We start from the raw sequence: 26,509 nt of genomic DNA on the forward strand, positions 1-26,509 counted from the left end.
GACGCAGATAACCCCGCGCCAACTGCACACCCGCCAGATACAGATCCCCCGCCACACCCGGCCCCACCGGCCGCAACGACGAATCCAGCACATACGCACGGGTATTGGCCACCGGAGCCCCGATCGGGGCTGCTCCGCCGTCCGGAACCAGTGCACCGCTCAGGGTCGACGCGACCGCGGCCTCGGTGGGGCCGTAGGCGTTGACCAGTCGGCGGCCGGCCGACCACCGGGCCACGAGCTCGGGGGAACAGGCTTCGCCCCCGGTCACCACGCACTCCAGCGACGGCAGCCCGCCCTCGGCGAGCGGCACGGTCGCCAGCACGGGTGCGGGCAGCATCACGTGCGTGATCGCCGCGGACTCCAGCAGCGCCGCCAGTTCATCGCCGACGACCTGGCCGCGAGGCAGCACGAGGGTGCCGCCCGACAGCAGGGTCATCAGCAGGTCGCCGAGCGACGGGTCGAAGTTGGGCGACACCGCCTGCAGCACTCGGGCACCGGCACCGATCTCCAGGTGCTCGATGTGCACCGCCGCCATGTTCACCGCGGCCCGTTGCGCCACGACGACGCCCTTGGGGCGTCCCGTGGACCCGGACGTGTAGATCACGTAGGCGGGGTGCCGGACGTCCAGTGGTGCGACGCGCTCCCCGTCGGACACGTTCTGCTTGGGCAGGGAGGCCAGTTCCTCCTCCGGCACGGCAACGAGGGTCAGTACCGGGGCCGAATCCTCCAGCATGTACGCCACGCGATCCGCCGGGTACTCCGGATCGACCGGCAGGTAGGCCGCGCCGGCCTTCCAGATCCCCAGCACGGCGGCCACCCAGTCGACCGAGCGCGGCAGGGACACGGCCACGATCCCCTCGGGTCCCGCCCCGCGGGAGATGAGGAACCGCGCCACCCGGTTCGCCCGCGCGTTCAGCTCCGCGTACGAGACCGATTCTCCGCGGCACACCACCGCGATGTCGTCCGGACCCCGCTCCACCTGCGCCTCGAAGAGGTCCGGCAGGGTGCGGTTCAGCTCGTCGGAGTCCAGCATCAGGGAGTGGTGACCTCGTGAATCAGACATGACTGGGGACCTTCGCTGGAGGCATTCATCCGGGACGGTGCAGAACTGGCAGCGGCAGACCCGGAGGGCAACGCAGGTGGCCGCGATCGTGTCGTGCGGCGGGCTCGACCTCCGCAGCGCACTGTTCCAGTTTCACCCGAAGCGGCCTTCGAAGGGCTGGAGCTGCATGAAACTGCCAGCTCCTCCTGCTGGCTCCGGCCGGCGGCACGCCGGAACCGGCTGCTCGCGGACAGCGGAAGGAAGCCGCCGCCGCGAGCCGTGGGTGTTGCTCCGGTCAGCGGATCCTGGCGAGACCGCGCGCATTGCGACGTGCGGTGCCGCGGGACACCGCGAGCGGGTCCCAGCCCTCGGGCCGTTCGGGCAGCAGGCTGGAGTCCGCCACGACGGACCCCGTGTGGACCTCGTTCATCAGGCGCCGGTCGAGGATCTGCCCCGCGCAGGCGATGCCTCCGACGGCCACGCCGGTGATCCCGCTGCCGTACCGGGTGTTGGCGCCCACGACGTACAGGCCCTCCACCGAGGTGCGGGTGTCCGGCCGGCTTCCGCCCGTTCCCCATTCCGCCAGGCCGAACGGGGTTCCTCCGGTGGAGAGGGTGTACCGCTCGTGGGTCAGCGGTGTGGCCGCCTCCAGGTGGACGATGTGCTTGCGGAACGGCCCGATGGCCTCCTCCGCGGCGTTCAGCATCGCCTCGGTCAACTGGGCCTTCCGCTCCCGGTACACGCCCTTGCGCCGGTACGGCTCACCGGAGGCGGGCCCCTCCTCGACGCCCCAGCGGTCGTAGCTCGGCGGGCACAGGGTCATCACCTGGAAGTTGCTGTGTCCCGGCGGGCAGACGTTGCGCGAGCCGGGGTCCTTGAGGGAGGCGAAGGACATGAAGAGGAACGGCACCGGGTCGAGGTCGCCGTCGGCCAGCCGCTTGTAGTAGCCGTCGATGTCGTTGTCCCGGTACCACCACAGGTTCGCGTTGGGGCGGCTGGGCAGCTCCGTGTCCAAGGCGATGTAGAGCGTGGCGAAGGGGAGACCCATCGTGGCGTCCCGCGTCTTGGACACCAGACGGCGGGGGAAGTGCTCTTCCCCGACCAGGTCGAGGACCGTCCTGCGGTAGTCCGCGTTGGACACGACGAGGTCGGACTTGATCAGTCGGCCGCCCTCCAGGCCGACCCCGGTGACCTTTCCGTCCTCGACGAGGATGCGTTCCACCTTGCTCTTGGTGAGAAGCTCCCCGCCGTGCGACTCCAGGACCTCCACCAGCGAGGCCGCCAGCATCTGACCGCCGCCCTCGGGGTAGTAGGCCCCGCGGACGTAGTGGTCGGTGACCGTGGCGTGCATCGAGACGCTGGCCTGGTCGGGGCCCATACCGTAGTTCGGCGACTGGGCGGCCAGGATGGTCCGTGCCTGCGTGGACAGTCCGCAGTGGTCGAAGAGGTCGGACAGGGTGCGGCGTCCCCACGTCACCGTGTTCGGCGTACGGGCCACCAGCTCGGTGATCGTCAGGTTCTCCGCCGACAGGAGCGCCGAGCGCATCTCCTCGCCCAGACCGGCGCAGATGTCGATGAACCGGTCGATGCCCGCCGCGTCGCCGGGCAGGGCCTCCTTCAGGCGCTGCCGGTACTGCGGCCAGCCGGCCGGCATGTCCATCGTGACACCCGGAGTGACGATCCGGTCGAATCCGGACTGGTCCATCTCCCGGTAGGTGACCCGGTCCTTGAGGCCGAGCCCGCTGAAGATCGCGGGCAGGACCCCGTCGGGGCCGCAGTCTCCGAGGTAGTGGACCCCCACGTCGAACTCGTAGGCGCGACGACGCCGGAACACGTGGCTGTTGCCGCCGGCGACGTCATGCTGTTCCACGACCAGTACCCGGCGCCCGCCCGCCGCCAGGTAGGCCGCGCACACCAGCCCGCCCAGTCCCGAGCCGACGACAACGGCATCCCACTCATCCTGAGCCGACATACCAGCGATTCCACCCTTCCAGTGATCCAACCCACGCGAATGCGCGATGGGGACATCGCGAAGACAAAGGGACCGCGCGTGCTGACACCGTGCCAGCGCGCACCCCTCGCGACGGGTACGGATGACCGGAAGGTGCCAGCGCTGTCCGCCTACAGGTAGAAGACGGCGCGGTATCCGGCCCACCGGAGTGCCGTCGAGCCCGCCGCGGCGGTGCGCACACCCGCCAGCAGGCTCTCCTCCCCGGTCAGCCCGTGAAGCCTCAGGTCCGATTCCTCGGCCCAGACCCCCACCCCGGAGTCGAGCAGGACGCCCAGACCCTGGCGCGGTTCGTTCAGGGTGGTGAGGTCGCGGTTCCCCAGGCGAAGGTGCGGGGTCCGGCCCGCTCGAGCCGCGTACGTGACGGCTGACCCGCGCAGCAGCACGTCGAGTCCACCGAGGTGGCGGTGGAAGAGGAAGGCGCAGTACAGCTCGTCGGAGAACTGGGTCTCCACAGCGCCCCGATAGCCGCGCTCGATGATCGCGAGCGCGCGCTGGGTCCCGGCCTCCATCACATCACTCCCAGGTACAGGGTCTTGCCCGCGGCCGCGACGTGCTCGGCGAACTTGGTCGGCGCGCGCAGCGGGACCTCGGGGATGTGCGCCACCGCGCCCCGGTCGTCGCTGCAGAAGCGGCAGGCGTACCAGTGGAACTGCTCGGGGAAGGCGCGGAGCATCTCCTGGATGACGGTGACCGTCGAGGGGTACTCCGTGGACCATGCGGCCAGGTTGCGCGGTTTGCTGTCCCCGAGGCCCTGTTGCGTCAGCATGGTCGCGTATCCGCAGGCCCATACGTGGACCTTCGCTCCGCTTTCGAGCAAGGACTGGGAGAGCCGCAGGACGCTGGTGACGATGTCGCTCTCGTAGGGGGAGCCCATCAACGTCATCAGCACGTCCGCGGCCGGGACCTTGGTCGCCATGTCAGTGCCACACCACCCTCACGTCCGGCTCCAGCACACAGGCCGCCACCTCCGCCATCTCCACGGCCCTCGCCCCCGGCAGGAGGCCGGACTCGTCGAGTCCGCGCTGGGCGAGCGAGAACCGGTCCACCCAGATCTCGCAGCCGGCCTCGGCCGCCGAGGCGGTCTCGCGAAGCGAACCCGCCACCGCCGCCGAGACACCGTCCTGGATGAACAGCAGCCGCACGCGGTGGCCGCTACGTGCCAGCTCACGGGCATCGCGCAGGAATCCCGCGCAGCCCGGCCCGGACCACGGCCCCTTGGTCTCCACCAGGAGTTGGGACGTGGCCGGGAGGTACTCGCTTCCCTCGTCGCTCATCACAGCCGTCCGCGTCAGCCGCAGCCGCCGGCGTGGCCGGTGTCGCCCGCCGCAGCGGAGAAGAGGGGCAGCTCGACGTGGTCCTGCCAGCCCTTCTCCACTTCCTCCACGGGCTGCCCCCGGTGAGCGGCGACGAAGGGCCTGAGGCGGTCGGCACCCCAGAACTTGTCCCTGCCGTGCACGAAGAACGGAACCCCGAACAGGCCGTCCTGGTAGGAGGAGACCAGGCACTCCAGACCCAGCTTGCGCACGTCCGGGTCGTCGGAGGCGCCGGCCAACAGCTCGGGGTCCAGCCCCAGGACGCCGGCGATCTCAGCCATGGTCTCCCGCTTGGTGATGTCCCGGCCCTCCTCCCAGCGGGCCCGGTAGGCGAGGTCGATGAACTCCCGGCCCTTGCCCTCCCGTTCTGCCACGAGGTAGGCCAGGTGGGAGATCTCCCAGTTGGGGTCCTTGTCGATGGGCCAGGTCATCGCCAGGCCCCGGGCCTTGGAGAGCCGTGCCGTGTCCTGGAGGATGTAGAAGCCCTTGGCCCGCGACATGGCGACGATGGGCAGTTCGACGTCTGCCTCGTCCAGCATCCCCTGAGTGATCTCGTCGGGCTCCCAGAAGGGGATCCACTCAATGGCGTCGGCCACATCGGCGTAGTGCTCGGTCAGTTCCCGGTAGGCGAACCAGGAGTACGGGCTGCGCAGGGAAAAGTACCAGCGCGGCTGCTTCTTCTTCTTGGCCATGGGAACAACTCCGACTCGTCGGGGGAGGAGGGTGGGAAGGGGCGCCAGCTAGATGATGATTCCGCCGTCGATCTGGAGCACGGCGCCCGTGATGTAGGAGGCACGGTCGGACGAGAGGTACGAGACCAGGTCGGCGACCTCTTCGGCACGGCCGAGGCGCCTGAGCGGAATCGACTGCATGGCCTGCTTCTTGACCTTCTCGCTGAGGTCGGCCGTCATGTCGGTCTCGATGAAGCCCGGTGCCACCACATTGGCCCGGATGCCGTACCGGCCGACTTCCTTCGCCAGTGAACGGGAGAACCCGATGATTCCGGCCTTGGACGCCGCGTAGTTGGTCTGAGTGGCGTTCCCGTACACACCGGCCACGGACGAGATGTTCACGATGGAACCGGACTTGCGCTTCATCATCTCGAAGATCACCGACCGGCACACGTTGAAGACGCCGCTCAGATTCACGTCGATGACCTGGTGCCAGTCGGCGTCCGGCATCATCAGCAGGGCGTTGTCCTTGGTGATGCCGGCTGAGGTCACCGCGACGTCGATCGGGCCCAGCTCGTTCTCGGTCTCGGCCACGAACCGGCGCACCGAATCACCGTCGGAGACGTCCGCCCGTACCGCCTGGGCCTTGACGCCCAGCTCCGCGATCTCCTGCGCCAGTTCCTTCGCCGCCTGCTCGTTGGACTGGTAGCAGAAGCCCACGTGGAAGCCGTCCCGGGCCAGCCGGAGGGCGGTCGCCCGTCCGATGCCCCGGGACCCGCCGCTGATCAGGGCCACTTTGGTTGCGCTGTTGTCGGTCACGCTTGCTGTTCCTCCCTCGGCCGGAGCTGTTCGCCCGGCCGGAATGCCATCACCATGCGCGAGAACGTCATGGCGACCTGGCCGTCCACGAGGCTCTCGCCATCGAAGACGACGGTGTCGGTCAGTGCCCGGAAGACCCGGACCCGGTGCTCCAGGACGTCCCCGGGGTAGACGGCCCGGTGGAACTCCACACCGGACATGGCACCGGCCAGCATGACCTGGCCGGCGAGGTCCGCCTCCCGCGATCCGGCGTGCACGGCGAGCAGTCCCGCGGCCTGGCCCCAGGACTCGACCAGCAGGGTCTGCGGGTAGGCGAACTCCTCCTCGGCGGCGTCGTCCCCCACGTGCTGGTACCACGGCTCGTTGCACGTGATCGCCTTGACCGCGCGCAGGCTCTCGCCCGGCACCAGCTCCAGCACCCGGTCCACCAGGAGCATGGGGTACCTGTGGGGCAGCATCCGCTTGATCTCCGCGGCGTTCATCACCCGTTGCCTCCGGCTCGGTAGCGCAGGCGGACCTTCGCGGCGGTCCCCCGGACGGTGTACGCCTCACCGAGGGCGGTCCAGCCGCCCTCCTGGGCCTTCCACTGCAGGTCGACCGTGAGCGTGTCACCGGGGAAGACGGCTCCGACGAAGCGCGCGGACTCCAGGGCGGCCAGGCTCAGCCCGGCCGTCGGAGCCGTGGCACGGGCGGCCCGGTGGACGCATTCGACGACGCACACGCCGGGGAAGATCGGGAAGTCCGGGTAGTGCCCCGCGAACACCGGCTCCTCGGCGCTGATCAGCGTCTCGGCGCTCGACCGCAGTACGCCCTCCCCGCCGTCGGCCCGCGCGGGCCGGAGTACCCGGATCACCGCGCGGACCGGACTGTTGTGGTGGAGCGACGTCACGACGCCAGCAGCTTCTCGGCCAGCAGGCCGTGCGCACGCTGGAGGGTGACGACGTCACGCAGCTCCGCCTCGGAGAACTTGACGCCGTACTTCTTCTCCAGCACGACGACCACCTCGAGGGCCATCAGCGAGTCCACCTCCAGGTCCTCGAGGAAGTGGGCGTCATCGGAGACGTCCTCCGCTTCTACGTCGAGGATCTCGGCGACGGTGGCGCGCAGTTCCTCCTTGTCCAGGACTTCTGGGGAGACGTGCTCAAGTTCGCTGATGGACATGGCAGATCCTTTCGTGAGGACGGTTCGTGGCAGGCCGGAGAACGGATGACGGGGTCAGCGCAGGCGCAGGATCGCGCAGGCCAGGACACCGTCCCGGTCGACCGAGGTGAGGGCCGCAAGGCGCCCCGCGGCCCGGGGGTCGTCCTGGGCGGCGGTCAGTACGGACACCATCTGGAACGCGGCGGTGGCCGCTGCGGTGTCGCCGATCTGGGCCGGGGACGGTACGTACCGAGGGCTCAGGCTGCCGAAGACGCTCTCCAGCCCTTCCCGCTCCTGCTCGCCCGCGGTCCCCGGCGGGTTCGAGGGGGACACCGCCCACACGTCCCCGCGGTCGGACCCGGTCCGGCTCAGCGCCCGGGTGACGCATGCGGCCAGCGACTGCGCCACGCCCGCCGGACCCACGATGCCCGGTTCGACGGTCACGACCTCGGCCAGGGCCTCGCCCTCCGCGACGGCGTCCGCCGGCCGGAGCCGCAGTACGGCGCATCCCTCGCCGAGGACCGTGTCCGCCTCGTCCTCGGACCGGGTGTGCCAGTCCAGCCAGGAACGGGACGAGGAGTACTCCTCCACCGCACCGCACAGCACGGTCCGGGCACGGCCCGATGCCAGGAGCCGGCGCGCGTAGTTGAGCGCCAGCAGACCCGAAGCACGTCCGGCTGCGACCGTGGTGTTCGGCCCCTTCAGCCCGTACCAGATGGCGCACTGACCCGCGGCGCAGTTCATGATGGCGTTGGGGATGTGCGAGGGGTCGATGTAGAAGGGCTTCTCGTGGACGAGGGTGTCCCGAGTGATGTTCATCATGCTCTCGGCGCTGCCGGTCGTCGTGCCGATGACGAGCCCCACGTCCGCGCCGCTCTCGACGGCGCCGTCGCCGGCCGCCTCGGAGATCAGTTCGCGCACCGTGGTGACGGCCAGGCCGGTCACCCGGTCCATGGACCGGGTGCCCTTGCGGCCCAGCACGTCCTTGATGACGAACCCCGGTACCAGGCAGACCTGTTCGTCGGGCCCCGTCCATTCCGTGGGATCCGGCGCCACCGCCGTCGGCCGCCCCGACCGCGCACCCTCGACGAAGGCCTCGCGGCCGATGCCGAACGGCGACACCGCCGACCAACCGGTAATCACCGGACCGCGCACCGCGGTCACCCCTCTGCTCACAGCCGAATCCTCCGACGTCTCGTGGTCTGGCGACCGGTCAGGCGCCGGGCTCTGTCTCGTTGTTGAAGGCGCGCAGGACACGGTCGTCAAAGGTGACGAGGCGCCCCTCGCGCCCGTTCTCGACGACTCCGTAGGCGTGGGTGATCGAACCGGTGGCGGTCTGCACCAGCTTTCCGTCACGCACCACGTAGCAGTCCAGCCGGGAGGTGTAGAGGAGGTTCTTGAAGATGTTGTCCACGGTGTAGACGACGTAGAGGTCCTCCTCCAGCAGCGCCTCGTCGAGCAGCGTCACCTGGGAATGCGTCACCGCGGGAATCCAGTTGGTCTCGGCCAGCAGCTTGCGGATCGAGATGCCGCGGGCGTCCACGAAGCGGTGCTTGGCCTCCTCCATGAGCCGCAGGTAGCCGGACATCTGGAGCCGGTCGAAGAAGTGCACGAACGGGTAGGGGATGCGGAACTTCCAGCCGTACGCGTTCTCGCCGGCCAGCAGCTGGTCCAGCACCGGGTCCGAGTCGGTGGACCCGCCGGAGACCAGGGGCTCCCCCAGGGCGGGCACGGCCGCGCCGGGCTCCGCGCCTCCGATGGCCGCGGTCACGAAGGGCTCGAGGCCGGCGGGAACGGGCAGCCTGCGCAGCATGCGCGTGTCGTTCTCGTCGTACCGCAGTACGGCGCGGACCTTCGAGGTCACGGCCTTCTTGGGCGCCCCGTCGCGCTCCACGGTGATGACGACCTTGAACGAGAGCTCCGAGGCGCCGTCCTGGGTCACCGGCTTGACCTCGATCGACGCCTCGTCGTCGACCACCAGCGCGGTCTGCAGCCGGGAGTCGATGTACGTGATGTCGAAGCCGAGGCCGTTCTCCTCGTAGAGGCGCCCCACCGGCAGGCCGCTGCGCCGGAAGTGCTCGATGACGGCCTTCTCGACCAGGTAGTTGACGTGCTTGAAGCCGATGATGGTGCCGATGTTGGCACCTTCGTAGCCAGGGGTGAGGACTACGGTGGTCGACTCGTTGAGCAGCGTCTTCGTCGCGGTTCCGGGCATTACATACTCCTAGAGATGAATTCGTCCAACAAGGCGGAGAAGAGCGCCGGGTCCTCGGCCATGGGGTAGTGGCCCTGCCCTGGGATCACGCGGAGCTCGGCATCGGGGAGGTCCGTGGCCAGCGTCGAGCTCTCCGCGGCCGCGAAGTCCCGGCTCCCGGTGACGACCAGGCAGGGCACCTTGATCAGGTCGGTGCGCAGCCCGGGGGTGCGCAGGTAGGTCTGGAAGAACTTCAGCCAGCCGTGCGGGCCGACGCGCTCGCACACGCGCCTCGCCATCTGGTGGCGGAGTTCCGGGTCGATCGGACGGCCCGGTCTGCTCCGGATCCCCTCCTCCATGAGGTGGAGGAACTTCTGCTGCAGTCCGGCGGCCACGTCCCATTCGAAATCGCCGGCGAGCCGCCGGTAGAAGGGCGAGACCAGGACGATGCCACGGATCCCGTACTGCCCGATCGGGTCGGCGCCCCGAGCGGCCTGCCCGCTGAGGAACTCCAGCAGCAGGTTGGCGGAGAAGGAATGGGCGATCACCAGCTGCGCTCCGCCGGGCACCTGGTCCAGGGCGGCGGAGATGCCTTCGGCGTCGTGTTCCTGCTGCCCCCACTGGGAGACGTACTCCGCACGCCAGGGCAGCTCGGCCGTCCAGGCCTCCAGGCCCGCGGGGGTGTTCTCCCACAGCCCGTCCCACACCGCGCCGCTGCCGGCCAGGCCGTGCAGCAGCAACCCGCGCAGGGTGGGGGCGGCATCCGCCGGGCGGTGCCGGACGTACAGGGGGCTCGGCAGTCCGGCCGGCGCCCCTGGGCTCCCGGCCCGCGCACCCCGGTCCCCGCGCGCCACCGGCGCCGGCGCGAGTGGGCTCACCGAGCCGCGCCCGGCGCCAGGAGGGCCAGCCCCGCGGTGGCGTCGTCACCGGTCCGTCCGGCCAGAGCGTAGACCGGTCCGGTTCCGCCACCCGCGTACCAGCCGACCGCTCCGACGCACTGGAGGACGCCCAGTACGGCCGACGCCTCGCCCCACACGTCGGAGAGGTCGTAGCGGCGGACCTGCGGCAGGAGGTCCCCGAGCGCTTCGCCCGGGCCTTCGCCCGGGGTGAACCACGCGCCGGGCGCACTGTCCGGCCTCGCACCGCCCAGGCTGTCCAGGCAGGCCTGGACGCTCGGGGTCCGTACGCTCAGGCCCACTTCGGCCCGCGGCTCGGCGCCCCGGGCCCGGGCGAGGTCCGGGTGCTCGACGACGACAGCGGCGGCGCCGTCGATGACGCGGTCCGCGCCCGTCAGTCCGCGGACCATCTCGTTGTCGGGCTCCACCCCGAGGACCAGCGCCCGGCCGGCCCGGCCGGAGGTGATCAGGGCGTCGGCCCAGCGGACGGCGTCCAGCCCCGAGGTCGGACCGTTGCAGATCATCAGGTTCGGCCCGCGCAGGCCGTGCTTGATGGCCAGCGTGGACGCGATCACGTTGCTGGACGCGTTCGGGGTGTCCATCGGGCTGATGCCACGGGTGCTGCCGTCCGCGGCGATCAGTTCCACCACGGAGCAGACCGTGTCCACGTTGCCGTAGTTGGAGGCGACCAGGACTGCGATCGTCTCTCCCGGTACGGTCAGCCCGTCCTCCCCGATCAGCCCGGCGTCACGCAGGGCTTCGTCGGCGCAGCACAGCGCCAGCTGGGTGGCCCGGTCCTTGTAGCGCAGCCCCTTCTTGCCGATGCGCGCCGCCGGATCCACGGCGGCGGAGTCCGCGCTGACGGCGCCCAGGAGGTCTCCCGCCGAGCTGACGCCCGGCAGGGCCAGGCCGACTCCGGTCACCACTGCGTTCACTCTGCCGCCTCCACTACTGCCACCGCGTTGATCCCGCCGAAGCCGAACGCGTCGATCTGCGCCAGCCGCACGTCGGCGGGCACGCTCACGTCGCGGACGAACCTGAACCCGGCCGCCTCGTCGGCGACGTTGTCCAGGCCGGTGATGGGTGGGATCCGTCCTTCCCTCATCGACTGCAGGGCCACGATCAGGCTCAGCACTCCGGATGCTCCCGAGGTGTGTCCCGTCATCGACTTCACGCCTGTCATGACCGGGCGCCCGATGTGCGGTCCGTACACCTCGTGCAGGGCGATGCCTTCCGCGGCGTCGTTGAGCTGGGTGCCGGTGCCGTGCACCATCACGAGCTCGATGTCCTCGGCCTTGACCCCGGCCCTGCTGTGCGCGTCACGGATCGCGGCCGCGATGCCCTGCGGATCGGGTGCGGTGGCGTGGAAGGCGTCGCAGTTGACGCTCACGCCGCGGACCCAGCCGTGTGAGGCGCCGGGGTCCGTGGGGGGTTCGCGCCGCAGCACGATCGCCGCCGCGCCCTCCCCCATGACCGTGCCCTTGCGTTCCTGGTCGAACGGGCGTACCTGGTCCGGCGGTTCCAGCTGGAGCCGGTCCGACAGGCCGAACATGCTCTCCGTGATCACGTCCACCCCGGCGACGATCACCGTGTCCGCGCCCTGGAACTCCAGCAGGTCCACTCCGAGTGCCAGGGCGTACAGAGAGGCCGAGCAGGCGTTGGAGATGGTGTGGGTGTCCTCCGCCCCGAAGCGCTCGCGCAGGGCGGTGCCGAAGTGCATCCGCGAGGCGTCGAACTCCTGGCCGTCGCGCGAGTGCAGTTCCAGGGAGCGCAGCTCCCGGAGCCCGGTGCCCACCAGCACCGGGATGCCCCGCAGGTCCTCGCCCAGTCCGGCGTCCCGTGCGGCCTGTCCCACCGCCTCCAGCAGCAGACCGGTGGCCCGGCCCACGACGTCGGCTCCGGGTTCGGGGCGGTTGTCCACCTCGTAGAGGTGCCGGGCGTTGTACCAGTCCCGGTTGAAGCCCCGCAGTTCGCCCAGCCCGCTCCGGCCCGAGCACAACTGGCTGAAGATCGTCTCGACGTCACCGCCCGTGCTCGCCACCGCGCCCACGCCGGTCACCGGCCAGCGGCTCATCGCTCTCCCTCGTATTTCCCGAGGATGACGATCGCGTTGTTGCCGCCGAAGGCCAGTCCGTTGTTCTGGACGATCCGGAGATCGGCCTCCACGGCCTCGTTGGGGACGCAGTCCACCTCGCACTCCGGGTCGGTGGTGACGTGGTTGATGGTGGGCGGAATGAACCGGTGCACGATGGCGAGCGAGCACGCGATCGCCGCGAGCGCACTGGCGGCGCCCATGGTGTGCCCGAGCATCGACTTGATCGAGATGGTGCGCGGCGGACCGTCTCCGTACACCTCACGGATCGCGCGGGCCTCGGTGATGTCGTTGGCCTTGGTGCCGGTGCCGTGCGCCGAGATCAGGTCGACGTCCTCGGGCTTGATGCCCGCGTTCTCCAAGGCGAGTTCCATGCAGCGTGCGACGCTCGTCTGATTGGGCGCCACCTGGTGGTAGGCGTCGCAGTTCAGCCCGTAGCCGAGCACCTCGGCGTAGATCCGGGCGCCGCGTGCCAGCGCCGACTCCAGGCTCTCCAGGACGAGGACGCCGGCGCCCTCGCCGGTGAGTATGCCCTTGCGGTCGGCGTCGAAGGGTTGGCACAGCTCGGGGGCGATCGTGCCCAGCCGGTAGAACCCGGCGAAGGTCTTGCGGCACATCGCGTCGGCGCCGCCGCACAGGGCGAAGTCCACTTCGCCCGTACGTACGGCGTCGAAGCCGTAGCCGATGGCGTAGTTCCCGGCCGCGCACGCCGTCGGGATCGTCACCGCTTCTACATCGGTCAGCCCCAGCTCATGGGCCACCGCCGCTGACAGCCGGCCGGCCCGGACCCGGCGCGCGATGGTGGAGTCCATCTGCTCGGGCCCGAACCGGATCTGGCTCTCGACGAGCTGGTCCAGGTCGAAGGACTCGCCGTCGGTCGTACCGATCGAGATCAAGCCCCGCTGCTCCCGGAGGCTCTCCTCCTCGAGTCCGGCGTCCTCGATGGCCATGCGTGCTGCCGCTACCGAGAACTGGCTGGCCCTGCCGAGCTCGTCCACATCGAGGTTGCGGATGTACTTCTCGGGCTCGAAACCGACGATCTCGCACCCGTTGGCGTGGGCGAATCCGTTGGTGTCGAAGGCGGTGATCGGTTTCGCGCCGCTCCGCCCCGAGCGCAGCCCTTCGGCGAACTCAGCTGCTCCCACTCCGATGCTTGAGAAGACCCCAAACCCGGTCAGAACCACTCTATGAGCTGTTGAGCTCGGACCATTACCTGCGAGATTCGTCATCGGATTCCTCAACCAGTCTCGGCCTGGACAGCGACAGGAACTACCAGCCGGCGGACTCGGCGACGACCTCGTTGACACCCTTGAGGTTCACCATGCGAGCAAGCTCGGCCTGGTCGATGACCAGCTTGAATTCCTTCTCGAGCGACGCCAGGATCTCGATCGCACGGAGGGAGTCGGCGTCGTGGTCTTCACGGAAAAGGCTGGTCTCGGTGACCTCGTCCTCTTCCAGTTCAAGGATTTCGCAGACGATCTCCTTGATCGTCGCGGCACGCTCGGCAGTCACAGAAGCCATGGTGTTTTAACCTCTCGATGTTCTAGTTTTCCGCACGGATCACTCATGCGGCAAAAACCGGAAGAGTGGAAGTGGCGGTGGGCCGTACAGAGCAGATGGCTCCGCGGCTTGCTATCAATCAGGCTCGAAACTCGATCGCCTTCCCGAACCGCACTCGGGAAACAATAGGTCACCTATGGCGCGATCCTCGCCGCCGATTCTCCAACCGTCAGGAAGATGCCATCCGGGATTCGAGGTCCCGGAGCAGTTCGCCCTGCTGGGGTACGAGATAAAAATGGTCACCCGGCAGCACTCGGAGTGCGAAACCTCCTGAAGCCACCTCAGACCAGGATTCCATGTCCGCCGCCCCCACATTCGGGTCCCGGTCGCCCACGTAGGCAAAAATCGGGCATTGCACGGGAATCGGTGACGACGCACGGTACGTGCCGACGATCCGGAAGTCCGACCGGATCGCGGGCATCACCAGCTCTCTCAGGTCCGGGTCGTCCAGGACCGCCGCGTCCGAGCCGCCCAGGCCCCGGACCTCCTCGATGATCGCCTCGTCGCCCCGCAGATGGACGTCGGAAGGTGTGACCCGGTGCGGAGCCGCACGGCTGGAGACGTAGAGTCCCTGCGGCCGGACGCCGTACCGGTCCTCCAGCCGCAGGGCCACTTCGTAGGCGAGTGACGCACCCATGCTGTGGCCGAACAGTGCCAGGGGCCTGTCCAGGAACGGCCGCAGCGCTTCGACCGCCGCGTCCGCCAGGTCGGCCATGCTCTCCAGGCACGGTTCGGCGATCCGGTCCTGCCTGCCCGGGTACCGGGCGGACAGGACCTCCACATCGCTCCCGAAGGCGTCGGCCCAGGAATGGAAGAAGCTCGCCGCCCCTCCGGCGTGCGGCAGGCAGACCAGCCTCAGGCGCGGAGCGGTGGGGCGGGCCGCGCGACGGAACCACCGGGCACCGGCACTGTCGACCGCGAGGGGCATGGGTTCCGGTGTCACGGTCTGCCTTTCTGGTTCTGAGAGCGCAGTCTTGCTCCGGCGGCACGTCCGGGGGTGACGGCCGCCGGAGCGGGGATGAGCCGGAGTCTTCACGGGAACTCATTCCGGACGTCATTACTGGTCCAGGGCGCGGGCGGACGCAACCGGCCCTACAGGAAGATGCCATCCGGGGCAATGGCGGGAAATCACATCGCTGCCCGGAGTCCGAATGGTGACAGCTGGCAGGACATTGTCATGCCGACCGGCCGCTGGAGCCCGGCCCTGATTCATGGGCCCCTTCCACTGTCATCAATCGGCCACTCCCGCTGAGCATCCGGCGGCTGGTCGTACGTTTCTCAGGGTTGTTCACGGGCCGCCCCGGCCCTTGGCCTTCGTGGCGCCGCTCCACCACTAGCCCTCCTGGGGGATGATCAATGCCACCGAACACCACGACGCAACACCGTGTGACCGAGCTGCGAACGCTGCAATCCGCGGTGAGACGAGGCAGTGAATCCGGCACCGAACGGCAGCACGCCAAAGGCAAGCTCACCGTCCGCGAACGCCTGGACCTGCTCTTCGACGAAGGCTCGTTCTGCGAAGTGGAATCCCTGCGGCGGCACCGTGCCACCGGATTCGGGCTCGAGGGCAACAGACCCCACACGGACGGAGTGGTCACCGGCTGGGGCACCGTTCACGGCCGGACGGTCTTCGTCTTCGCGCACGACTTCCGCATCTTCGGGGGTGCACTGGGCGAGGCGCACGCCCAGAAGATCCACAAGATCATGGACATGGCCCTCCAGGCGGGCGCCCCCCTGGTGTCGCTGAACGACGGCGCCGGCGCCCGGATCCAGGAGGGCGTGTCCGCGCTCGCCGGATACGGCGGAATCTTCGAGCGCAATGTCCGGGCCTCCGGCGTCATCCCGCAGATCAGCGTGATGCTCGGCCCCTGCGCGGGAGGCGCCGCGTACTCCCCGGCGCTCACCGACTTCGTCTTCATGGTCCGCGAGACGTCACAGATGTTCATCACCGGCCCGGACGTGGTCGAGACCGTGACCGGGGAGAAGGTCTCCCAGAACGGTCTGGGCGGCGCGGACGTGCACGCGGAGGTCTCGGGCGTGGCGCACTTCGCGTACGACGACGAGCAGACCTGCCTGGCGGAAGTCCGTTACCTGTTGTCCCTGCTCCCCTGCAACAACCGCGAGACTCCCCCTGCGGTCCACTCCACGGATCCGGCCGAGCGGCGCGGTGACGCACTGCTCGAACTGGTGCCCTCCCACGGCAACCAGCCGTACGACATGCGCAAGGTCATCGAGGAGATCGTCGACGACGGCGAGCACATGGAGGTCCACGAACGCTGGGCCGGGAGCGTCCTGTGTACGCTCGCCCGCCTCGGCGGCAACGTCGTGGGCATCGTGGCCAACCAGCCGCAGTCCCTCGCCGGCGTACTGGACATCCACTCCTCGACGAAGGCCGCGCGCTTCGTCCAGCTCTGCGACGCGTTCAACATCCCGCTGGTGACCCTCGTGGACGTCCCCGGGTTCCTGCCCGGCGTCGACCAGGAGCACGGTGGCATCATCCGGCACGGCGCCAAGCTCCTGTACGCCTACTGCAACGCCACCGTCCCCCGCGTCCAGGTGATCCTCCGCAAGGCCTACGGCGGTGCGTACATCGTCATGGACTCCCGCTCGATCGGCGCCGACCTGTCGTACGCCTGGCCCACCAACGAGATCGCCGTCATGGGCGCGGAGGGCGCCGCCAACGTCGTCTTCCGCCGCCAGATCGCCGCCGCCGACGACCCCGAGGCCGTACGCGAGCAGCTGGTCAAGGAATACGCCAGCGAACTCATGCACCCCTACTACGCCGCCGAACGCGGCCTGGTGGACGACGTCATCGACCCTGCGCTCACCCGGGAGACACTGATCCGGGCACTGGACATGCTGCGGGCCAAGCACGCGGCGCTTCCGGTGCGCAAGCACGGGAACCCGCCGACGTGAGCGCCCCGGGCCACCACCCCCTCGTCCGGACGCCGCCGGTGCCCACCCTGCTCACGGTGGTCCACGGCCGTCCGACGCCGGAGGAACTCGCCGCCGTCACAGCCGTGCTGATCGCTTCGGCACGGCCCGCGGACGACGGTCCGGAACCGCGCACCGGCAGGGCCGGATGGGCCGACTGGGCCCGGCCCGCGGACGGCCCCGCACAGTCCTGGGCCGCACGACCGGCCCGGCACACCTGGAGATGACCCGATGACCACCGCACCGACCACCGCGGCTCCGCTCCGGACCAGCCCTCGGAGCACCCTCGCCGCCCGGGGAACAGCCGTGTGGTGGTGGCCCATTCCCGGTACGGCGGACCCCGCCGACCTCGCCCTCCTCCACCCCGCCGAGCGGGAGCGGACGGAGCAGTTCGGCTCCCGGACCCGGGCGGCCGAGTACGTCACCTCCCGGGCGGCGGTCCGCCGGACGCTCTCCCTCCTTCTGGAGGTCGCACCGCGATCGGTCGAACTCGGGCGCCTGCACTGCCCCTGCTGCGGCGACCCCGAACACGGCCCGCCCACGCTCCTGAGCCCCGTCACACCGTGGTGGATCAGCATCTCGCACACGGCGGGGCTCGGGCTGCTCGCGGTGTCCGGGGCTCCCGTCGGCGTGGACGTCGAACGGATGCGCAAGGTGCCGGCCGAGGACCTGTCATCCGTGGTGTTCACCGCCTCGGAACGGGAGTTCGTCCTCTCCGCCCCGCCCGGGGAGGACCGGGTGACGGCGTTCCTGCGGGTCTGGACCCGCAAGGAAGCCACGCTGAAGGCCGTCGGCATCGGGATCTCCAGCGATCTCTCCTCGCTCGAGACGCACCCTCAGCTCCCGGGGACGGCCGAGGTGACGGCAGGCCTGCCCGGTGCCCCGCGCACCTGGCGGGTGACCGACCTGTCACTGGCCGGACCGTGGTCGGCCGCCACCGCTGTCGCCCGGTGCGACGAGGCCTCGGGCCCGGTGCACCTGTACCCGGCCCCCACTCCCTCCGCCGGGGCCCCGCTCGATCACGGTTGACCGGGAGGACGCCCTCGCCGAGGAGCTCGGCACCCACCCGGGCACGCGCAGGACCATTTCGCGCCAACTGCTGGGGCCCTTGGGCTGGCTGGGACTGGCCGCGCTCTTCGCCGTCGCGTCGCTCATGACCCGACCCATCGTCCGCAGCCTGGAGGCGAACCGGCCGGCCGCTGCGGCCACGGCTCCCTGATCCTGGTGGCAGCGGCACAGGACTAGGGCGTGCGACCGCCCTCGGGCCGTACTCCCAGGACGCCGAGTGTGGCGGTACGAAGGCACCTTGCGGCCTCGTCGACCGTCATGCGGCCTGACCCCGCCTCGTCGCCCGCGGCGTGCCCTAGGGCGGTCACCGCGGTCACGAGCCAAGCGGCGGGCACGCCGGGATCGAACTCTCCTGCCGCCTGCCCCTTCTCGATCAACCGCGTCAGCCGGGCCGCGACGGGTTCGTGCCGTGCCCGGTCGGCCTCGACGTTCACAGGCGCGGCTCCGAGCTGGAGCAGCACCGGATGCCTTTCGAACAGCCGCCAGCCGATGTCCTGCAGCCTCAACAGCGCGTCCAGGGCGGAACCCTCCTCGACATCCGCCGCGTCCATCGCCGCCATGGCCTCCTGGGTGACGTGGGCGGCCACGGCCTCCAGCAGCTCGTCGCGTGTGCCGAAGTGCGCGTATACGGTCTGGCGGGTGACGCCGGCCGCTGCGGCAACCGCGGCCATACCGGCGTCCGGCCGCTCGGCGAGCAGCCGCATCGCGGCGTCGAGCACTGCGGCCCTGCTCCGTTCGGCGTCGGCCCGACGACGTCGCTGGGGGGCCGAGGACCCTCCGGGAACCTCCGGGACAGTCAATTCTTACACCCTTGTCAAAAGTAAGGAGCCTGGATATCTTACAGCTATGTAAGCGATCGTAGTGGGGTACAGCCCTGCCCGCCCGGCCGGAGCACTCATGGAACCGCTGAAATCCAAGACGCCCGAGCAGTTCGTCGCAGACTTCTTCACCTCCTTCACCGAGGCGGTCGTCCGCGACGAGGAGGACCCCGCCGAACTGATGGCGAGGTACTACACCCCGGACATCGTGCAGACCGCGGACGGCGTACGGCTCGACTGGGACCGGCTCCTCGCCCATCTCCGTCCCGTCCGCAGAAACCTGAACGGCTTCCGGATCGAGATCCACGAAGCGCTGGCCGACGGCAATCGGATCGCGACCCGGTTCACCATCCACGCCCGGATGCGCAAGAGCGGACCGGTCTCCACTCAGGTGCACATGTTCGGGGAGTTCACGCCGGAGGGCCTGCTGCGGCGGGCCGACCAGCTCACCCGGACCATCGACCCACCCGAACCACGACGCGAGGGGTAGCACAGATGCGCATCCGACTCACCCAGGCGATCGCCCTGTTGTCCACCGGCGCCCTCGCAGGAGCGTTCGGCTACGGCGCGGCCAACCTGGTTCCGACGTTCAACGCCGTCCCGCTGGAGATGAGACTGTCCTTCCACGCCGAGCTGATGAAGATGAACGGCATCACCATGCAGGGGGCCATGGGACTGTCGGTTCTCAGCGCCACGGCCCTCGCCGTGATGACCCGTGGAACCGCACGGTGGCTCGCCGGCGGGGCAGGACTGCTGGCGCTGGCGTCCTTCCTGATCACCCGGCTCGGCAACGTTCCGATCAACGGCCGGATCAAGGAGTGGGCCGCGACCTCCGCCCCTACCGACCACGCGGAGATCCTGGGGCGCTGGGAGGCGTTCAACTACGCCCGCACCGGGGCCGCGTTCGTGGCCTTCGCACTCCTGATCCTCCTCGCTCTCCGTCAGCAGCGGACCGTTCCTGATCCGGGAGAGAGGCGCTGACCGACGGCCCGCGGAGACGCGGAAGACCCGTCAGACACCTTCTCCGCATTGGGTAGTTCGGCGACCAGGATTCAGCCTTGCGAGGCAGTGGTGCGAGCCTGCTGCGCGGCTGTGCGCAGCGCTGCGATGACGGCCGTGTTCGTCGGGTTCGCGGTCTCGGTGTGACGCGTCGCGGCGAACAGGAGGCGCCGGATCGGATGGTCCTCGATGGGCACCGTGCGGATTCCCGGTGTGGCCGGGTCGATGGCCGTTCGGGGGACGAGCGCGGTGGCGAGGCCGGCCCGGGCGAGGGTGAGCTGGGCGGCGATGTCGGCGGTGACGTAGCGCGTCGTGGGGGTGAAGCCGGCCTGGTGGCAGGCGTGCAGGATTGCCTGTCCGCAGTCCGTGGTCGGCGGCGGCACGGCGAGGCTGTGCGTGGCCAGGTCCCGCAGGGCGATGGGCCGCTCGTCGGCTTGGCCGGCCGCGGTGACGACGAGCAGCGGATCGTCGAGCAGCGGCGAGACCTCGATCCCCCGGGGCGCGGCATCGGGCAGGTGGTGATACCTCTGCCCCAGCACCACATCGACGGTGCCGAGCGCGAGTTCCTTCAGTTGGGCCTGGTCGGTGAGAAGACAGGTCACGGTGAGCTGGGGCTGGTCCGAGCTCAGTGCGGTCAGTGCGGGGGCCACGATCCTGGCGGCGGTCGACGGCAGCGCGGCGAGGGTGGCGCTGGCGCCGACCGTGCCCTTGACCGCCGCGAGGGCGCTCTCGGCTTCCTCCACGGCTGCGAGGATCCGGTCGGCGTGTTCGAGGAGCACCCGGCCCGCCTCAGTCAGTGCCACGGTTCGCCCGTCGGGGCGCAGCAGATCGACTCCCACGTCGTGCCGCATCGGAGGAAGCCGCTGCCTGCTACGCACGGGCCGTCCGGACCTGGGGGTGCGCCAACATCCCCGCCGACGCCGACGTGGAGCACTTCAACCGCTTGGCACAGCATCTGATCGACGCCGCCGACGCCGACGCGCTGCCACTGTTCGCCGGCTGGCGCGCGCAGGCCTGCCCCGCCGACGACCCGGTCGGCGCAGCCATGCAGCGCATACACGTACTGCGGGAACACCGTGGCGCCAGCCATCTTGCGGCGGTGCGCCTGTGCGGCCTGAGCGCCCGAGCGGCCATGGTCATCAACCTCGGCGTCGAGCAGGCGACCCACTACGGCTGGCAAGAGCCGCATCCCGTCGCCGCAACCCTGATCCCGCGATGGCAGCGTGCCGAGCAACTCACCGACGAGCTACAGGCACCGCTCTACGCCACCCTGACCGACCGGCAACGTACCGAATTCGCCCAGCTCGTCAACGCACTGACGTCCCCGCGCGTCGCGGTTGTGGGCGATCTGGAGAGCCAGAGTCCTTTTACTCGACCATCCACCATGTCCGGGTCCGCCATCCCCTGCCGGCGGGACCACATCCAGCACTCCGCGACCACGTAGTCGACCTTGCCGTGCCCGCGACAGGCACTCCACCACACATGCGTAGAGGTCCAGCGCCGGGGTTGCCTCCAGGCTCACGGAGACGAAGGGGAGGTCTCTTTGCGGAGGGGGTCTGGGACCGGGTCGCCGGAGAGGCGGACCGTGCTGAGGATGCGCATGACCAGGTCGTCGCGGACGGCCCCCTGGACGCCCGACCGGCCGTAGAAGTCCCAGGCGACGAAGTCGCCCTTGGAATTCTTGAAGCCGAAGGCGATCGCCCAGCCGTCCCCCGCGCACTTGTGGTCCTTCTTGGCGCCCTCGGTGCGGGCCTTCACGTAACTCCCCTTGACCCCGGCCTTGGTTGTGTAGGCCACCGGCTTGTCCCACTTGACGACCTCCTTGTCCGGGGATGCGAACGCGGAGTATGCCCAGGCCGTCGCCGTCTTCTCGGCGACCTCGTCGGTGGTCTTTGCGCCGTCGGCGCCCTTGGTACCGGTGGACGCGAGCGCGATGTCGTTGACGTAGCCGTCGCCGTTGGCATCCAGACTGCACCACTTCTTCTTGAAGAAGGCGGGCGCGGTGTGGCCGATCACCGGCTTGTCGGGGTCCTTGTCGTCCGAGAAGCCGCTGAAGATCTGCGACTCCAGGACCTCCCAGTCCGGCGGTACGTCGAAGGCGGTGCCGTGCGCCGGATTCACCACGACCTTCCAGCCCTTGACCGTCGACTTCACGGTGCCCGGGGCGCCCGAGGACACGGAGCCGGACGGGGAACCGGAGGCGGGTGCAGGGGAAGCCGGCCCCCCGGCGCCGTCCGCCCTGTCGCCGTCCCGGAAGAGGACCGCGGCGGTCACCGCGACGGCCACCCCCGCAGCCACCGTCACCGATATCGCCACGACGGCCTTACGCCGGGGCGCGGAACGCGGCGCCGGTCCGGGAGGCGGAGTCGGCGCGCCGGACGGGTGCTGCTGGTGCGTACCGGGCGTGGCGCCCTGCCAAGGTTGGCCGGATATGCCAGGTCCGTAGGGGCCGGTCTGGGCGCCCTGTTGTCCGGGAACCGGCTGCCGGTAAGGGTTTTGCCCCGGGTTCTGCCTGCTCTGGTCCCCATCGGGCGTCTGCTGTCCTGGCCACATGGCGCGCAACAATAGGGCGGTGGCCGCCGCTCGTCACGCTTCGGGGGCGGGGAGGGCACGGATCCGGCCACCCTGCCCGCCCGGGTCCCGCGACCTACTTCCCGAAGGACAGCAGGGAGTGGTCCACCTTCTTCGGCTCCGGGCTGCGTACGGACCCGTTGAGCAGGAAGACGCGTCCCTCGACCCAGGCCAGCCGGACGCTGGAGGTGTAGAAGGCGGATTCGGGCCCCTTGGCGATCTTCGGGCTCTGCAGGAATATCTGGGGCCGGCCTCCGCCTGTCGGGATGGCCGCCATCGCCGCGGACAGGCCCTTGTCCGTGTCGACGTAGACGACGACCTTCCCCTCCTCGATGGCCAGCGGGAACATGACGCGGCCGTCGGGGCCCGTCGTGCGCCACTTCACCTGACCGGTGTTGAGGTCGACCGCGATCACCTCGTCGGGCTTGTCGACGTCCAGCGGGTACTTGGCGTCGGGTGTGCCGCCCGCGATGTAGAGGGTGTCCGCGTCGGCCACCGCCGCGTTGCAGTCGTGCAGGTCGCCGCTGCCGCTGCCCCAGCCGTTGCACCGCTTGCTGACCCCGAAGGCGGCATTGGTCTGCGAGCGGACCTTGCCGTCGGCGGCGAAGGCCATGATGTTCCAGACCTTCTCCTGCGTGTTGTAGGTGCTGACGACGAGCGGGTCCACGGACAGGATCTGGCCGAGGTTCGAGCCCTTCGCGTACTGGTGGCTCCACTTGGCAGCGCCAGTCGCCGGGTCGATCTCCTCGATCACCGACTGCCGGTCGGCCGAGTCCTGGCCGAAGCAGTCGCGTACGAGCATCAGCCTGGCGGCGGCGCCGCCGACCGTCGCGGGGGCGCAGCCGCTGCTCGGTGTACCGAAGAGTTTGTGCCCGTCGGTGACCGAGAAACCGCTCACGACCGCGGCACGCGCCACCGCGACGGTGTCCCCTGAGATGGCCAGCCGCAACTCCAGAGCCTGGTCGAAGACCTTCTCCTTCGGTATCTCCAGCTTCCAGCCCGCCTGGCCCGTGGCGAGGTCGACCTGCTGGAGGTGGGTGCACTGGGAGGTCGCGCTGTCCTTCTCGCGGACCCCGACGACGATCTTCCCGTTCAGGGCGGGACTCTCCGGGATCCCGCACAGCGGCGTGGCGAGGGGAAGCCTCCACTTCTCCTGGCCGTCGATCGCGGTGTAGGCGGTGACCTCCTTGTACATCGCCTTGATCACGGCGTCCCCCACGCGCCAGGGGCCGTGCTGCGAGGCACCGGAGCCGGCCAGTTCGGTCCGGTTCGACACCAGCCAGACCCGGCTCTCGCCCGGCTGAATCCCGGCGTTGGGGTCGAAGACGAACGGGGGGCCGCCGGGGCCCTGGCCGTCTCCCTGGTCCACGGACGCGGACGATGCGGGGGCGGCGGTGTCGCCGTCCCCGGCGTCGCCGGAGCCGTCGCGCAGGAGGATGTACGAGCCGCCGCCGAGGGCGAGCAGGACCGCGACCAGGGCCGCCACCAGCACACCGGTCCTGCCCCGCAGGCCGCGGCGGGGCGGGCGTACGAAGTCCCCTGCTTGCACCGGCGGTTGCGCGTAGGGATTGCCCGGCGCGGGCCCCGATCCGGGCTGTGGCGTCCGGTAGGCCGAGCCGTAGCCCGGCTGGACTGCCTGCGGTTGCTGATCAGGGCCCGGCAGTTCGTCGAAGTCGCGACGGGTCATGGGGTCAGTGTGGCTGGCGGGACGGCCGAACTGGGATACTTTTTTAGACTACTTCCCGTCACTGTGCCCGGTTCCGGCCCTGGTTCCCCGGCGCGTGTACCCGCCAGGTGCGGGCGGGCTCACCCAAGTCGACAGCGTCTCCCTCGCGCACGCCGCGTTCGGGCTCACCCTCTCAGGCGTGGTTGACCGGGAGGACGTCCGGGGAGAGGGCGCCCGCGTGGGCTGCGGCCGAGGTCATGCGGCGGAGATGGTGGCGGCGGCACAGGACCTCGTAGCCGATCTCCTCCGCCGGGCGGTTCACGTCGCCGACCACCACCTGGGCGCCCTCGACCACCATCTCCCCTCCCACCGTACGGGCGTTGTGCGTGGCGCGGGATCCGCACCAGCACAGGGCCTCCACCTGGAGCTGCTCCAGCCGGTCCGCCAGTTCGATCAGGCGCTGCGAGCCCGGGAAGAGCTTCGTGCGGAAGTCCGTCGTGATGCCGAAGGCGAACACGTCCAGCCCGAGGTCGTCCACGATGCGGGCCAGCTGGTCGATCTGCTCCGGCGCGAGGAACTGCGCCTCGTCCACGATCACGTAGTCCGCCTTGCCGCCCTTCGAGAGCTGGGCGACCAGGTACGCGTACAGGTCCATGCCCTCCGGCGCCTCCACCGCCTCGGTGACCAGGCCGAGACGGGAGGACAGCTTGCCCTCGCCCGCCCGGTCGTCCCGCGTGAAGATCACACCCTGGAGTCCCCGCGCGTCGCGGTTGTGGGCGATCTGGAGAGCCAGAGTGCTCTTTCCGCAGTCCATCGTTCCGGAGAAGAACACCAGCTCGGGCATGGGAAGTACGGGACCTTTCGGGTCGTGGGCAGCGGGTGGGAAGGGGAAGGCGGTCAGGAGCGGATCTCGAGCAGCGGGACCAGCTGCTCGGCCGCGGTCATGGAGCCGTGCATGCCGACGAGGGCGGACTCGTTGGGCTCGTTGCGCGAGGCGGTGATGGCGACATCGGCCTGGGCGGCAGCGACCACGTCGCCGATCCGGCCCCGCACCCGCTCGTCGCACTCCCCCGGGGCCCCGAACCAGCCCAGTTCCAGGGCCTCTTCGCGGCTCGCGATCCAGAAGCGGTCGCCGAGGACCTCGCGCCACACGGTCAGGACGTCGGCCTCGGCGCCGGGGACCGCGTACACGTGCCGGGCCCGGCCCTCGCCGCCGAGCAGGGCCACGCCCGCGCCCAGCTCCCAGTCCTCGTCGTAGTCGATGCGGGAGTCCTCGTCGAAGGGGACGTCGACCATGCCGTGGTCCGCGGTCACGTACAGCGCGGTGCGCGGGGGCAGCTGCTCGGCGAGCCGCTGCACGAGCCGGTCGACGTACATGAGCTGGCCGCGCCAGGCGTCGGAGTTCACGCCGTGCCGGTGGCCGGCCCCGTCGAGCTCGCTGTAGTACGTGTACACGAGCGAGCGGTCACCGGCGGCGAGCCGCTCCGCCGCGAGGTCCATCCGCTCCTCGCCGGTCATCCGGCCCAGGAAGGTGCCGCCGCTCAGCGCGACCTTGGTCAGCGGGGTGGTCTGGAAGGCGGGCGAGGACACCTGCGCGGTCGCCACCCCCGCCTTGTCGGCCAGCTGGAAGACGGTCGGGTACGGCTGCCAGGGCTTGGGCTGGGTCCACGGGTGCCAGCGGAGCTGGTTCATCAGCTCGCCGGTGGCCGGGTTGCGCACGGCGTAGCCGGGCAGGCCGTGGCGGGCGGGCGGCAGGCCGGTGCCGACGGAGGCCAGCGAGGTGGCGGTGGTCGCCGGGAAGCCCGCGGTGATCGGGCGGCCGGTGCCGCCGCGCGAGCCGGCGAGCAGGGAGGTGAGGTACGGGGCCTCGTCCGGGTGGGCCTTGATCTGCTCCCAGCCCATGCCGTCGACCAGGAAGACGCAGTTCCGGTCGGCCGGGGTCAGCTCCGGGATGGAGGCCGTGAAGCCGGGGACGCCCTGGCCCGCCACGAGGGTCGGCAGCAGGTCGGCGAGCGAGCCGGTGCCGTACGCGGGGACGGGCGCGGCCGCGAGATCCAGCAGCTCCGGCTCGTCCTGCCAGTTCTGCGCCGCGGGGTACGACATCAGCGGGCGGCGGGGGAGGACGTGGCCGCGGTCGCCTCGGAGAGCGCCTGCGCGAAGACCAAGGTCTGGCGCACCGCCTCCGGGCCGTCTCCGGCCTCGCTGACCCGCAGGCTCAGGTCGTCGGCGGTGGAGTTGCCGGTGTAGCCGTGGTCGGAGTCGCAGTTCGGGTCGCCGCAGGCGGCGGGCTCCAGGTCGATCCGGGAGACCGCCCCCCAGCCGATGGTCAGGACGACCTCGCGGGGCAGGGTGCCCGGGGTGTAGGACTCGGGGTTGGCGACGACGCGGCTCAGCACCACCGAGGAGATGCTGGAGAGCTTGACCGACTCGGTGGAGGTGGTCGCGTACGGGGACGGGGAGCCCGCGTCGGCGGCCTGCTCGTCGGTGTGGGAGACGATGAACCGGTTGCCGGTCAGGACCAGCACGGTGACGTGGCGGCGCACCTCGTTGGAGTCGAAGGTCGTCTCCTGGTGGACCAGGTACGACGAGATCGGCTCGCCGCCCACCGCGGCCTCCACGGCCTCGGCCACGAGGGCCGGGTAGTAGCCGCTGCGCTCGATCGCCGTGCGCAGCCCCTGGGTCGTCGTACCGGATTTCGCCATGAGGTCCATCCTA

General features: G+C 70.1%; 31 protein-coding genes. 6 read left to right on the plus strand and 25 right to left on the minus strand.

Features of this window, described 5'->3' with window-relative positions; translation table 11 throughout:
* The 18 genes from AB0D94_RS17820 to AB0D94_RS17905 form a co-directional block, all read right to left on the minus strand.
* A partial coding sequence (locus AB0D94_RS17820; RefSeq protein ID WP_362052307.1) for an AMP-binding protein occupies positions 1 to 1,063 on the minus strand: 1,063 nt, incomplete at its 3' end.
* A 274-nt stretch (positions 1,064 to 1,337) separates the two neighbouring features.
* Positions 1,338 to 3,014, minus strand: a complete 1,677-nt coding sequence (locus tag AB0D94_RS17825; RefSeq protein WP_362052309.1) for an NAD(P)/FAD-dependent oxidoreductase — start codon at positions 3,012 to 3,014, stop codon at positions 1,338 to 1,340.
* Between the two features lie 149 nt (positions 3,015 to 3,163).
* The gene (locus tag AB0D94_RS17830) at positions 3,164 to 3,562 is read right to left on the minus strand and encodes a hypothetical protein (RefSeq protein WP_362052311.1); all 399 of its coding nucleotides are present in this window, start codon (positions 3,560 to 3,562) and stop codon (positions 3,164 to 3,166) included.
* Positions 3,562 to 3,969, minus strand: coding sequence for a hypothetical protein (locus AB0D94_RS17835; protein WP_362052313.1), 408 nt, complete (start codon positions 3,967 to 3,969; stop codon positions 3,562 to 3,564). Before AB0D94_RS17835 ends, AB0D94_RS17830 begins: the two co-directional genes overlap by 1 nt.
* Before the next feature lies 1 nt (position 3,970).
* Positions 3,971 to 4,327 (minus strand): hypothetical protein, encoded by a 357-nt coding sequence (locus AB0D94_RS17840; protein ID WP_362052315.1) that lies wholly within the window; start codon positions 4,325 to 4,327, stop codon positions 3,971 to 3,973.
* A 14-nt stretch (positions 4,328 to 4,341) separates the two neighbouring features.
* Complete coding sequence (locus tag AB0D94_RS17845) at positions 4,342 to 5,058, minus strand: DsbA family protein (RefSeq protein WP_362052317.1); 717 nt, start codon at positions 5,056 to 5,058, stop codon at positions 4,342 to 4,344.
* A 48-nt stretch (positions 5,059 to 5,106) separates the two neighbouring features.
* The gene (fabG, locus tag AB0D94_RS17850) at positions 5,107 to 5,856 is read right to left on the minus strand and encodes a 3-oxoacyl-[acyl-carrier-protein] reductase (protein WP_362052319.1); all 750 of its coding nucleotides are present in this window, start codon (positions 5,854 to 5,856) and stop codon (positions 5,107 to 5,109) included.
* Positions 5,853 to 6,338 (minus strand): beta-hydroxyacyl-ACP dehydratase, encoded by a 486-nt coding sequence (locus tag AB0D94_RS17855; protein WP_362052321.1) that lies wholly within the window; start codon positions 6,336 to 6,338, stop codon positions 5,853 to 5,855. The genes fabG and AB0D94_RS17855 overlap by 4 nt, the downstream gene beginning before the upstream one ends.
* Positions 6,338 to 6,745, minus strand: coding sequence for a hypothetical protein (locus AB0D94_RS17860; protein WP_362052323.1), 408 nt, complete (start codon positions 6,743 to 6,745; stop codon positions 6,338 to 6,340). The genes AB0D94_RS17855 and AB0D94_RS17860 overlap by 1 nt, the downstream gene beginning before the upstream one ends.
* Complete coding sequence (locus AB0D94_RS17865) at positions 6,742 to 7,017, minus strand: acyl carrier protein (protein WP_362052325.1); 276 nt, start codon at positions 7,015 to 7,017, stop codon at positions 6,742 to 6,744. The genes AB0D94_RS17860 and AB0D94_RS17865 overlap by 4 nt, the downstream gene beginning before the upstream one ends.
* 54 nt (positions 7,018 to 7,071) lie before the next feature.
* The gene (locus AB0D94_RS17870) at positions 7,072 to 8,172 is read right to left on the minus strand and encodes a beta-ketoacyl synthase N-terminal-like domain-containing protein (RefSeq protein WP_362052327.1); all 1,101 of its coding nucleotides are present in this window, start codon (positions 8,170 to 8,172) and stop codon (positions 7,072 to 7,074) included.
* A gap of 37 nt (positions 8,173 to 8,209) precedes the next feature.
* Positions 8,210 to 9,211: a hypothetical protein gene (locus AB0D94_RS17875; protein WP_362052329.1), complete on the minus strand. Its 1,002-nt coding sequence runs from the start codon at positions 9,209 to 9,211 to the stop codon at positions 8,210 to 8,212.
* On the minus strand, positions 9,211 to 10,068 hold the full coding sequence (locus AB0D94_RS17880; RefSeq protein ID WP_362052331.1) for an alpha/beta hydrolase: 858 nt from the start codon (positions 10,066 to 10,068) through the stop codon (positions 9,211 to 9,213). The genes AB0D94_RS17875 and AB0D94_RS17880 overlap by 1 nt, the downstream gene beginning before the upstream one ends.
* The gene (locus AB0D94_RS17885) at positions 10,065 to 11,021 is read right to left on the minus strand and encodes a beta-ketoacyl synthase N-terminal-like domain-containing protein (protein ID WP_362052333.1); all 957 of its coding nucleotides are present in this window, start codon (positions 11,019 to 11,021) and stop codon (positions 10,065 to 10,067) included. The genes AB0D94_RS17880 and AB0D94_RS17885 overlap by 4 nt, the downstream gene beginning before the upstream one ends.
* A complete protein-coding gene (locus tag AB0D94_RS17890) occupies positions 11,018 to 12,160 on the minus strand; it encodes a beta-ketoacyl synthase N-terminal-like domain-containing protein (protein ID WP_362052335.1) in 1,143 nt (380 codons plus the stop codon). The genes AB0D94_RS17885 and AB0D94_RS17890 overlap by 4 nt, the downstream gene beginning before the upstream one ends.
* Positions 12,157 to 13,407 carry a beta-ketoacyl-[acyl-carrier-protein] synthase family protein gene (locus tag AB0D94_RS17895; RefSeq protein ID WP_362052337.1) on the minus strand — a complete coding sequence of 417 codons (1,251 nt, stop codon included), beginning with the start codon at positions 13,405 to 13,407 and terminating at the stop codon, positions 12,157 to 12,159. The genes AB0D94_RS17890 and AB0D94_RS17895 overlap by 4 nt, the downstream gene beginning before the upstream one ends.
* Before the next feature lie 40 nt (positions 13,408 to 13,447).
* Positions 13,448 to 13,699 (minus strand): acyl carrier protein, encoded by a 252-nt coding sequence (locus AB0D94_RS17900; RefSeq protein WP_362052339.1) that lies wholly within the window; start codon positions 13,697 to 13,699, stop codon positions 13,448 to 13,450.
* A 208-nt stretch (positions 13,700 to 13,907) separates the two neighbouring features.
* Complete coding sequence (locus tag AB0D94_RS17905; protein ID WP_362052341.1) at positions 13,908 to 14,666, minus strand: alpha/beta fold hydrolase; 759 nt, start codon at positions 14,664 to 14,666, stop codon at positions 13,908 to 13,910.
* 428 nt (positions 14,667 to 15,094) lie between these two features.
* On the opposite strand from AB0D94_RS17905, the gene AB0D94_RS17910 reads away from it, so the two are divergent.
* The 3 genes from AB0D94_RS17910 to AB0D94_RS17920 are packed head-to-tail and all read left to right on the plus strand — an operon-like array spanning position 15,095 to position 17,701.
* Complete coding sequence (locus AB0D94_RS17910; RefSeq protein WP_362052343.1) at positions 15,095 to 16,654, plus strand: acyl-CoA carboxylase subunit beta; 1,560 nt, start codon at positions 15,095 to 15,097, stop codon at positions 16,652 to 16,654.
* Positions 16,651 to 16,899 (plus strand): acyl-CoA carboxylase subunit epsilon, encoded by a 249-nt coding sequence (locus tag AB0D94_RS17915; RefSeq protein ID WP_362052345.1) that lies wholly within the window; start codon positions 16,651 to 16,653, stop codon positions 16,897 to 16,899. The genes AB0D94_RS17910 and AB0D94_RS17915 overlap by 4 nt, the downstream gene beginning before the upstream one ends.
* 4 nt (positions 16,900 to 16,903) lie before the next feature.
* Complete coding sequence (locus AB0D94_RS17920; protein ID WP_362052347.1) at positions 16,904 to 17,701, plus strand: 4'-phosphopantetheinyl transferase superfamily protein; 798 nt, start codon at positions 16,904 to 16,906, stop codon at positions 17,699 to 17,701.
* Positions 17,702 to 17,913: 212 nt separating this feature from the next.
* On the opposite strand, the gene AB0D94_RS17925 is transcribed toward AB0D94_RS17920, so the two are convergent.
* A complete protein-coding gene (locus AB0D94_RS17925) occupies positions 17,914 to 18,459 on the minus strand; it encodes a TetR family transcriptional regulator (RefSeq protein ID WP_362052349.1) in 546 nt (181 codons plus the stop codon).
* A gap of 178 nt (positions 18,460 to 18,637) precedes the next feature.
* On the opposite strand from AB0D94_RS17925, the gene AB0D94_RS17930 reads away from it, so the two are divergent.
* Both AB0D94_RS17930 and AB0D94_RS17935 read left to right on the plus strand, forming a co-directional pair.
* Positions 18,638 to 19,048, plus strand: coding sequence for a nuclear transport factor 2 family protein (locus AB0D94_RS17930; RefSeq protein ID WP_362052351.1), 411 nt, complete (start codon positions 18,638 to 18,640; stop codon positions 19,046 to 19,048).
* A 5-nt stretch (positions 19,049 to 19,053) separates the two neighbouring features.
* Positions 19,054 to 19,539, plus strand: coding sequence for a DUF1772 domain-containing protein (locus tag AB0D94_RS17935; RefSeq protein ID WP_362052353.1), 486 nt, complete (start codon positions 19,054 to 19,056; stop codon positions 19,537 to 19,539).
* Between the two features lie 71 nt (positions 19,540 to 19,610).
* On the opposite strand, the gene AB0D94_RS17940 is transcribed toward AB0D94_RS17935, so the two are convergent.
* Complete coding sequence (locus tag AB0D94_RS17940; RefSeq protein WP_362052355.1) at positions 19,611 to 20,360, minus strand: LysR substrate-binding domain-containing protein; 750 nt, start codon at positions 20,358 to 20,360, stop codon at positions 19,611 to 19,613.
* A gap of 122 nt (positions 20,361 to 20,482) precedes the next feature.
* Between AB0D94_RS17940 and AB0D94_RS17945 the strand changes: the two genes are divergently transcribed.
* The gene (locus AB0D94_RS17945; protein WP_362052357.1) at positions 20,483 to 21,001 is read left to right on the plus strand and encodes a hypothetical protein; all 519 of its coding nucleotides are present in this window, start codon (positions 20,483 to 20,485) and stop codon (positions 20,999 to 21,001) included.
* A 74-nt stretch (positions 21,002 to 21,075) separates the two neighbouring features.
* On the opposite strand, the gene AB0D94_RS17950 is transcribed toward AB0D94_RS17945, so the two are convergent.
* The 5 genes from AB0D94_RS17950 to AB0D94_RS17970 form a co-directional block, all read right to left on the minus strand.
* The gene (locus tag AB0D94_RS17950; protein WP_362052359.1) at positions 21,076 to 21,861 is read right to left on the minus strand and encodes a hypothetical protein; all 786 of its coding nucleotides are present in this window, start codon (positions 21,859 to 21,861) and stop codon (positions 21,076 to 21,078) included.
* Positions 21,862 to 22,204: 343 nt separating this feature from the next.
* A complete protein-coding gene (locus AB0D94_RS17955; protein ID WP_362052361.1) occupies positions 22,205 to 23,815 on the minus strand; it encodes a PQQ-binding-like beta-propeller repeat protein in 1,611 nt (536 codons plus the stop codon).
* 172 nt (positions 23,816 to 23,987) lie between these two features.
* Positions 23,988 to 24,638 carry a thymidine kinase gene (locus tag AB0D94_RS17960; RefSeq protein WP_362052363.1) on the minus strand — a complete coding sequence of 217 codons (651 nt, stop codon included), beginning with the start codon at positions 24,636 to 24,638 and terminating at the stop codon, positions 23,988 to 23,990.
* Positions 24,639 to 24,691: 53 nt separating this feature from the next.
* Complete coding sequence (locus tag AB0D94_RS17965) at positions 24,692 to 25,897, minus strand: nucleotide pyrophosphatase/phosphodiesterase family protein (protein ID WP_362052365.1); 1,206 nt, start codon at positions 25,895 to 25,897, stop codon at positions 24,692 to 24,694.
* Positions 25,897 to 26,496: a DUF5998 family protein gene (locus tag AB0D94_RS17970; protein WP_266940626.1), complete on the minus strand. Its 600-nt coding sequence runs from the start codon at positions 26,494 to 26,496 to the stop codon at positions 25,897 to 25,899. The genes AB0D94_RS17965 and AB0D94_RS17970 overlap by 1 nt, the downstream gene beginning before the upstream one ends.
* Positions 26,497 to 26,509: the final 13 nt, after the last annotated feature.

Origin of the sequence: Streptomyces sp. NPDC048255 (assembly GCF_040652415.1) — a bacterium.
Taxonomy (GTDB): Bacteria; Actinomycetota; Actinomycetes; order Streptomycetales; family Streptomycetaceae; genus Streptomyces.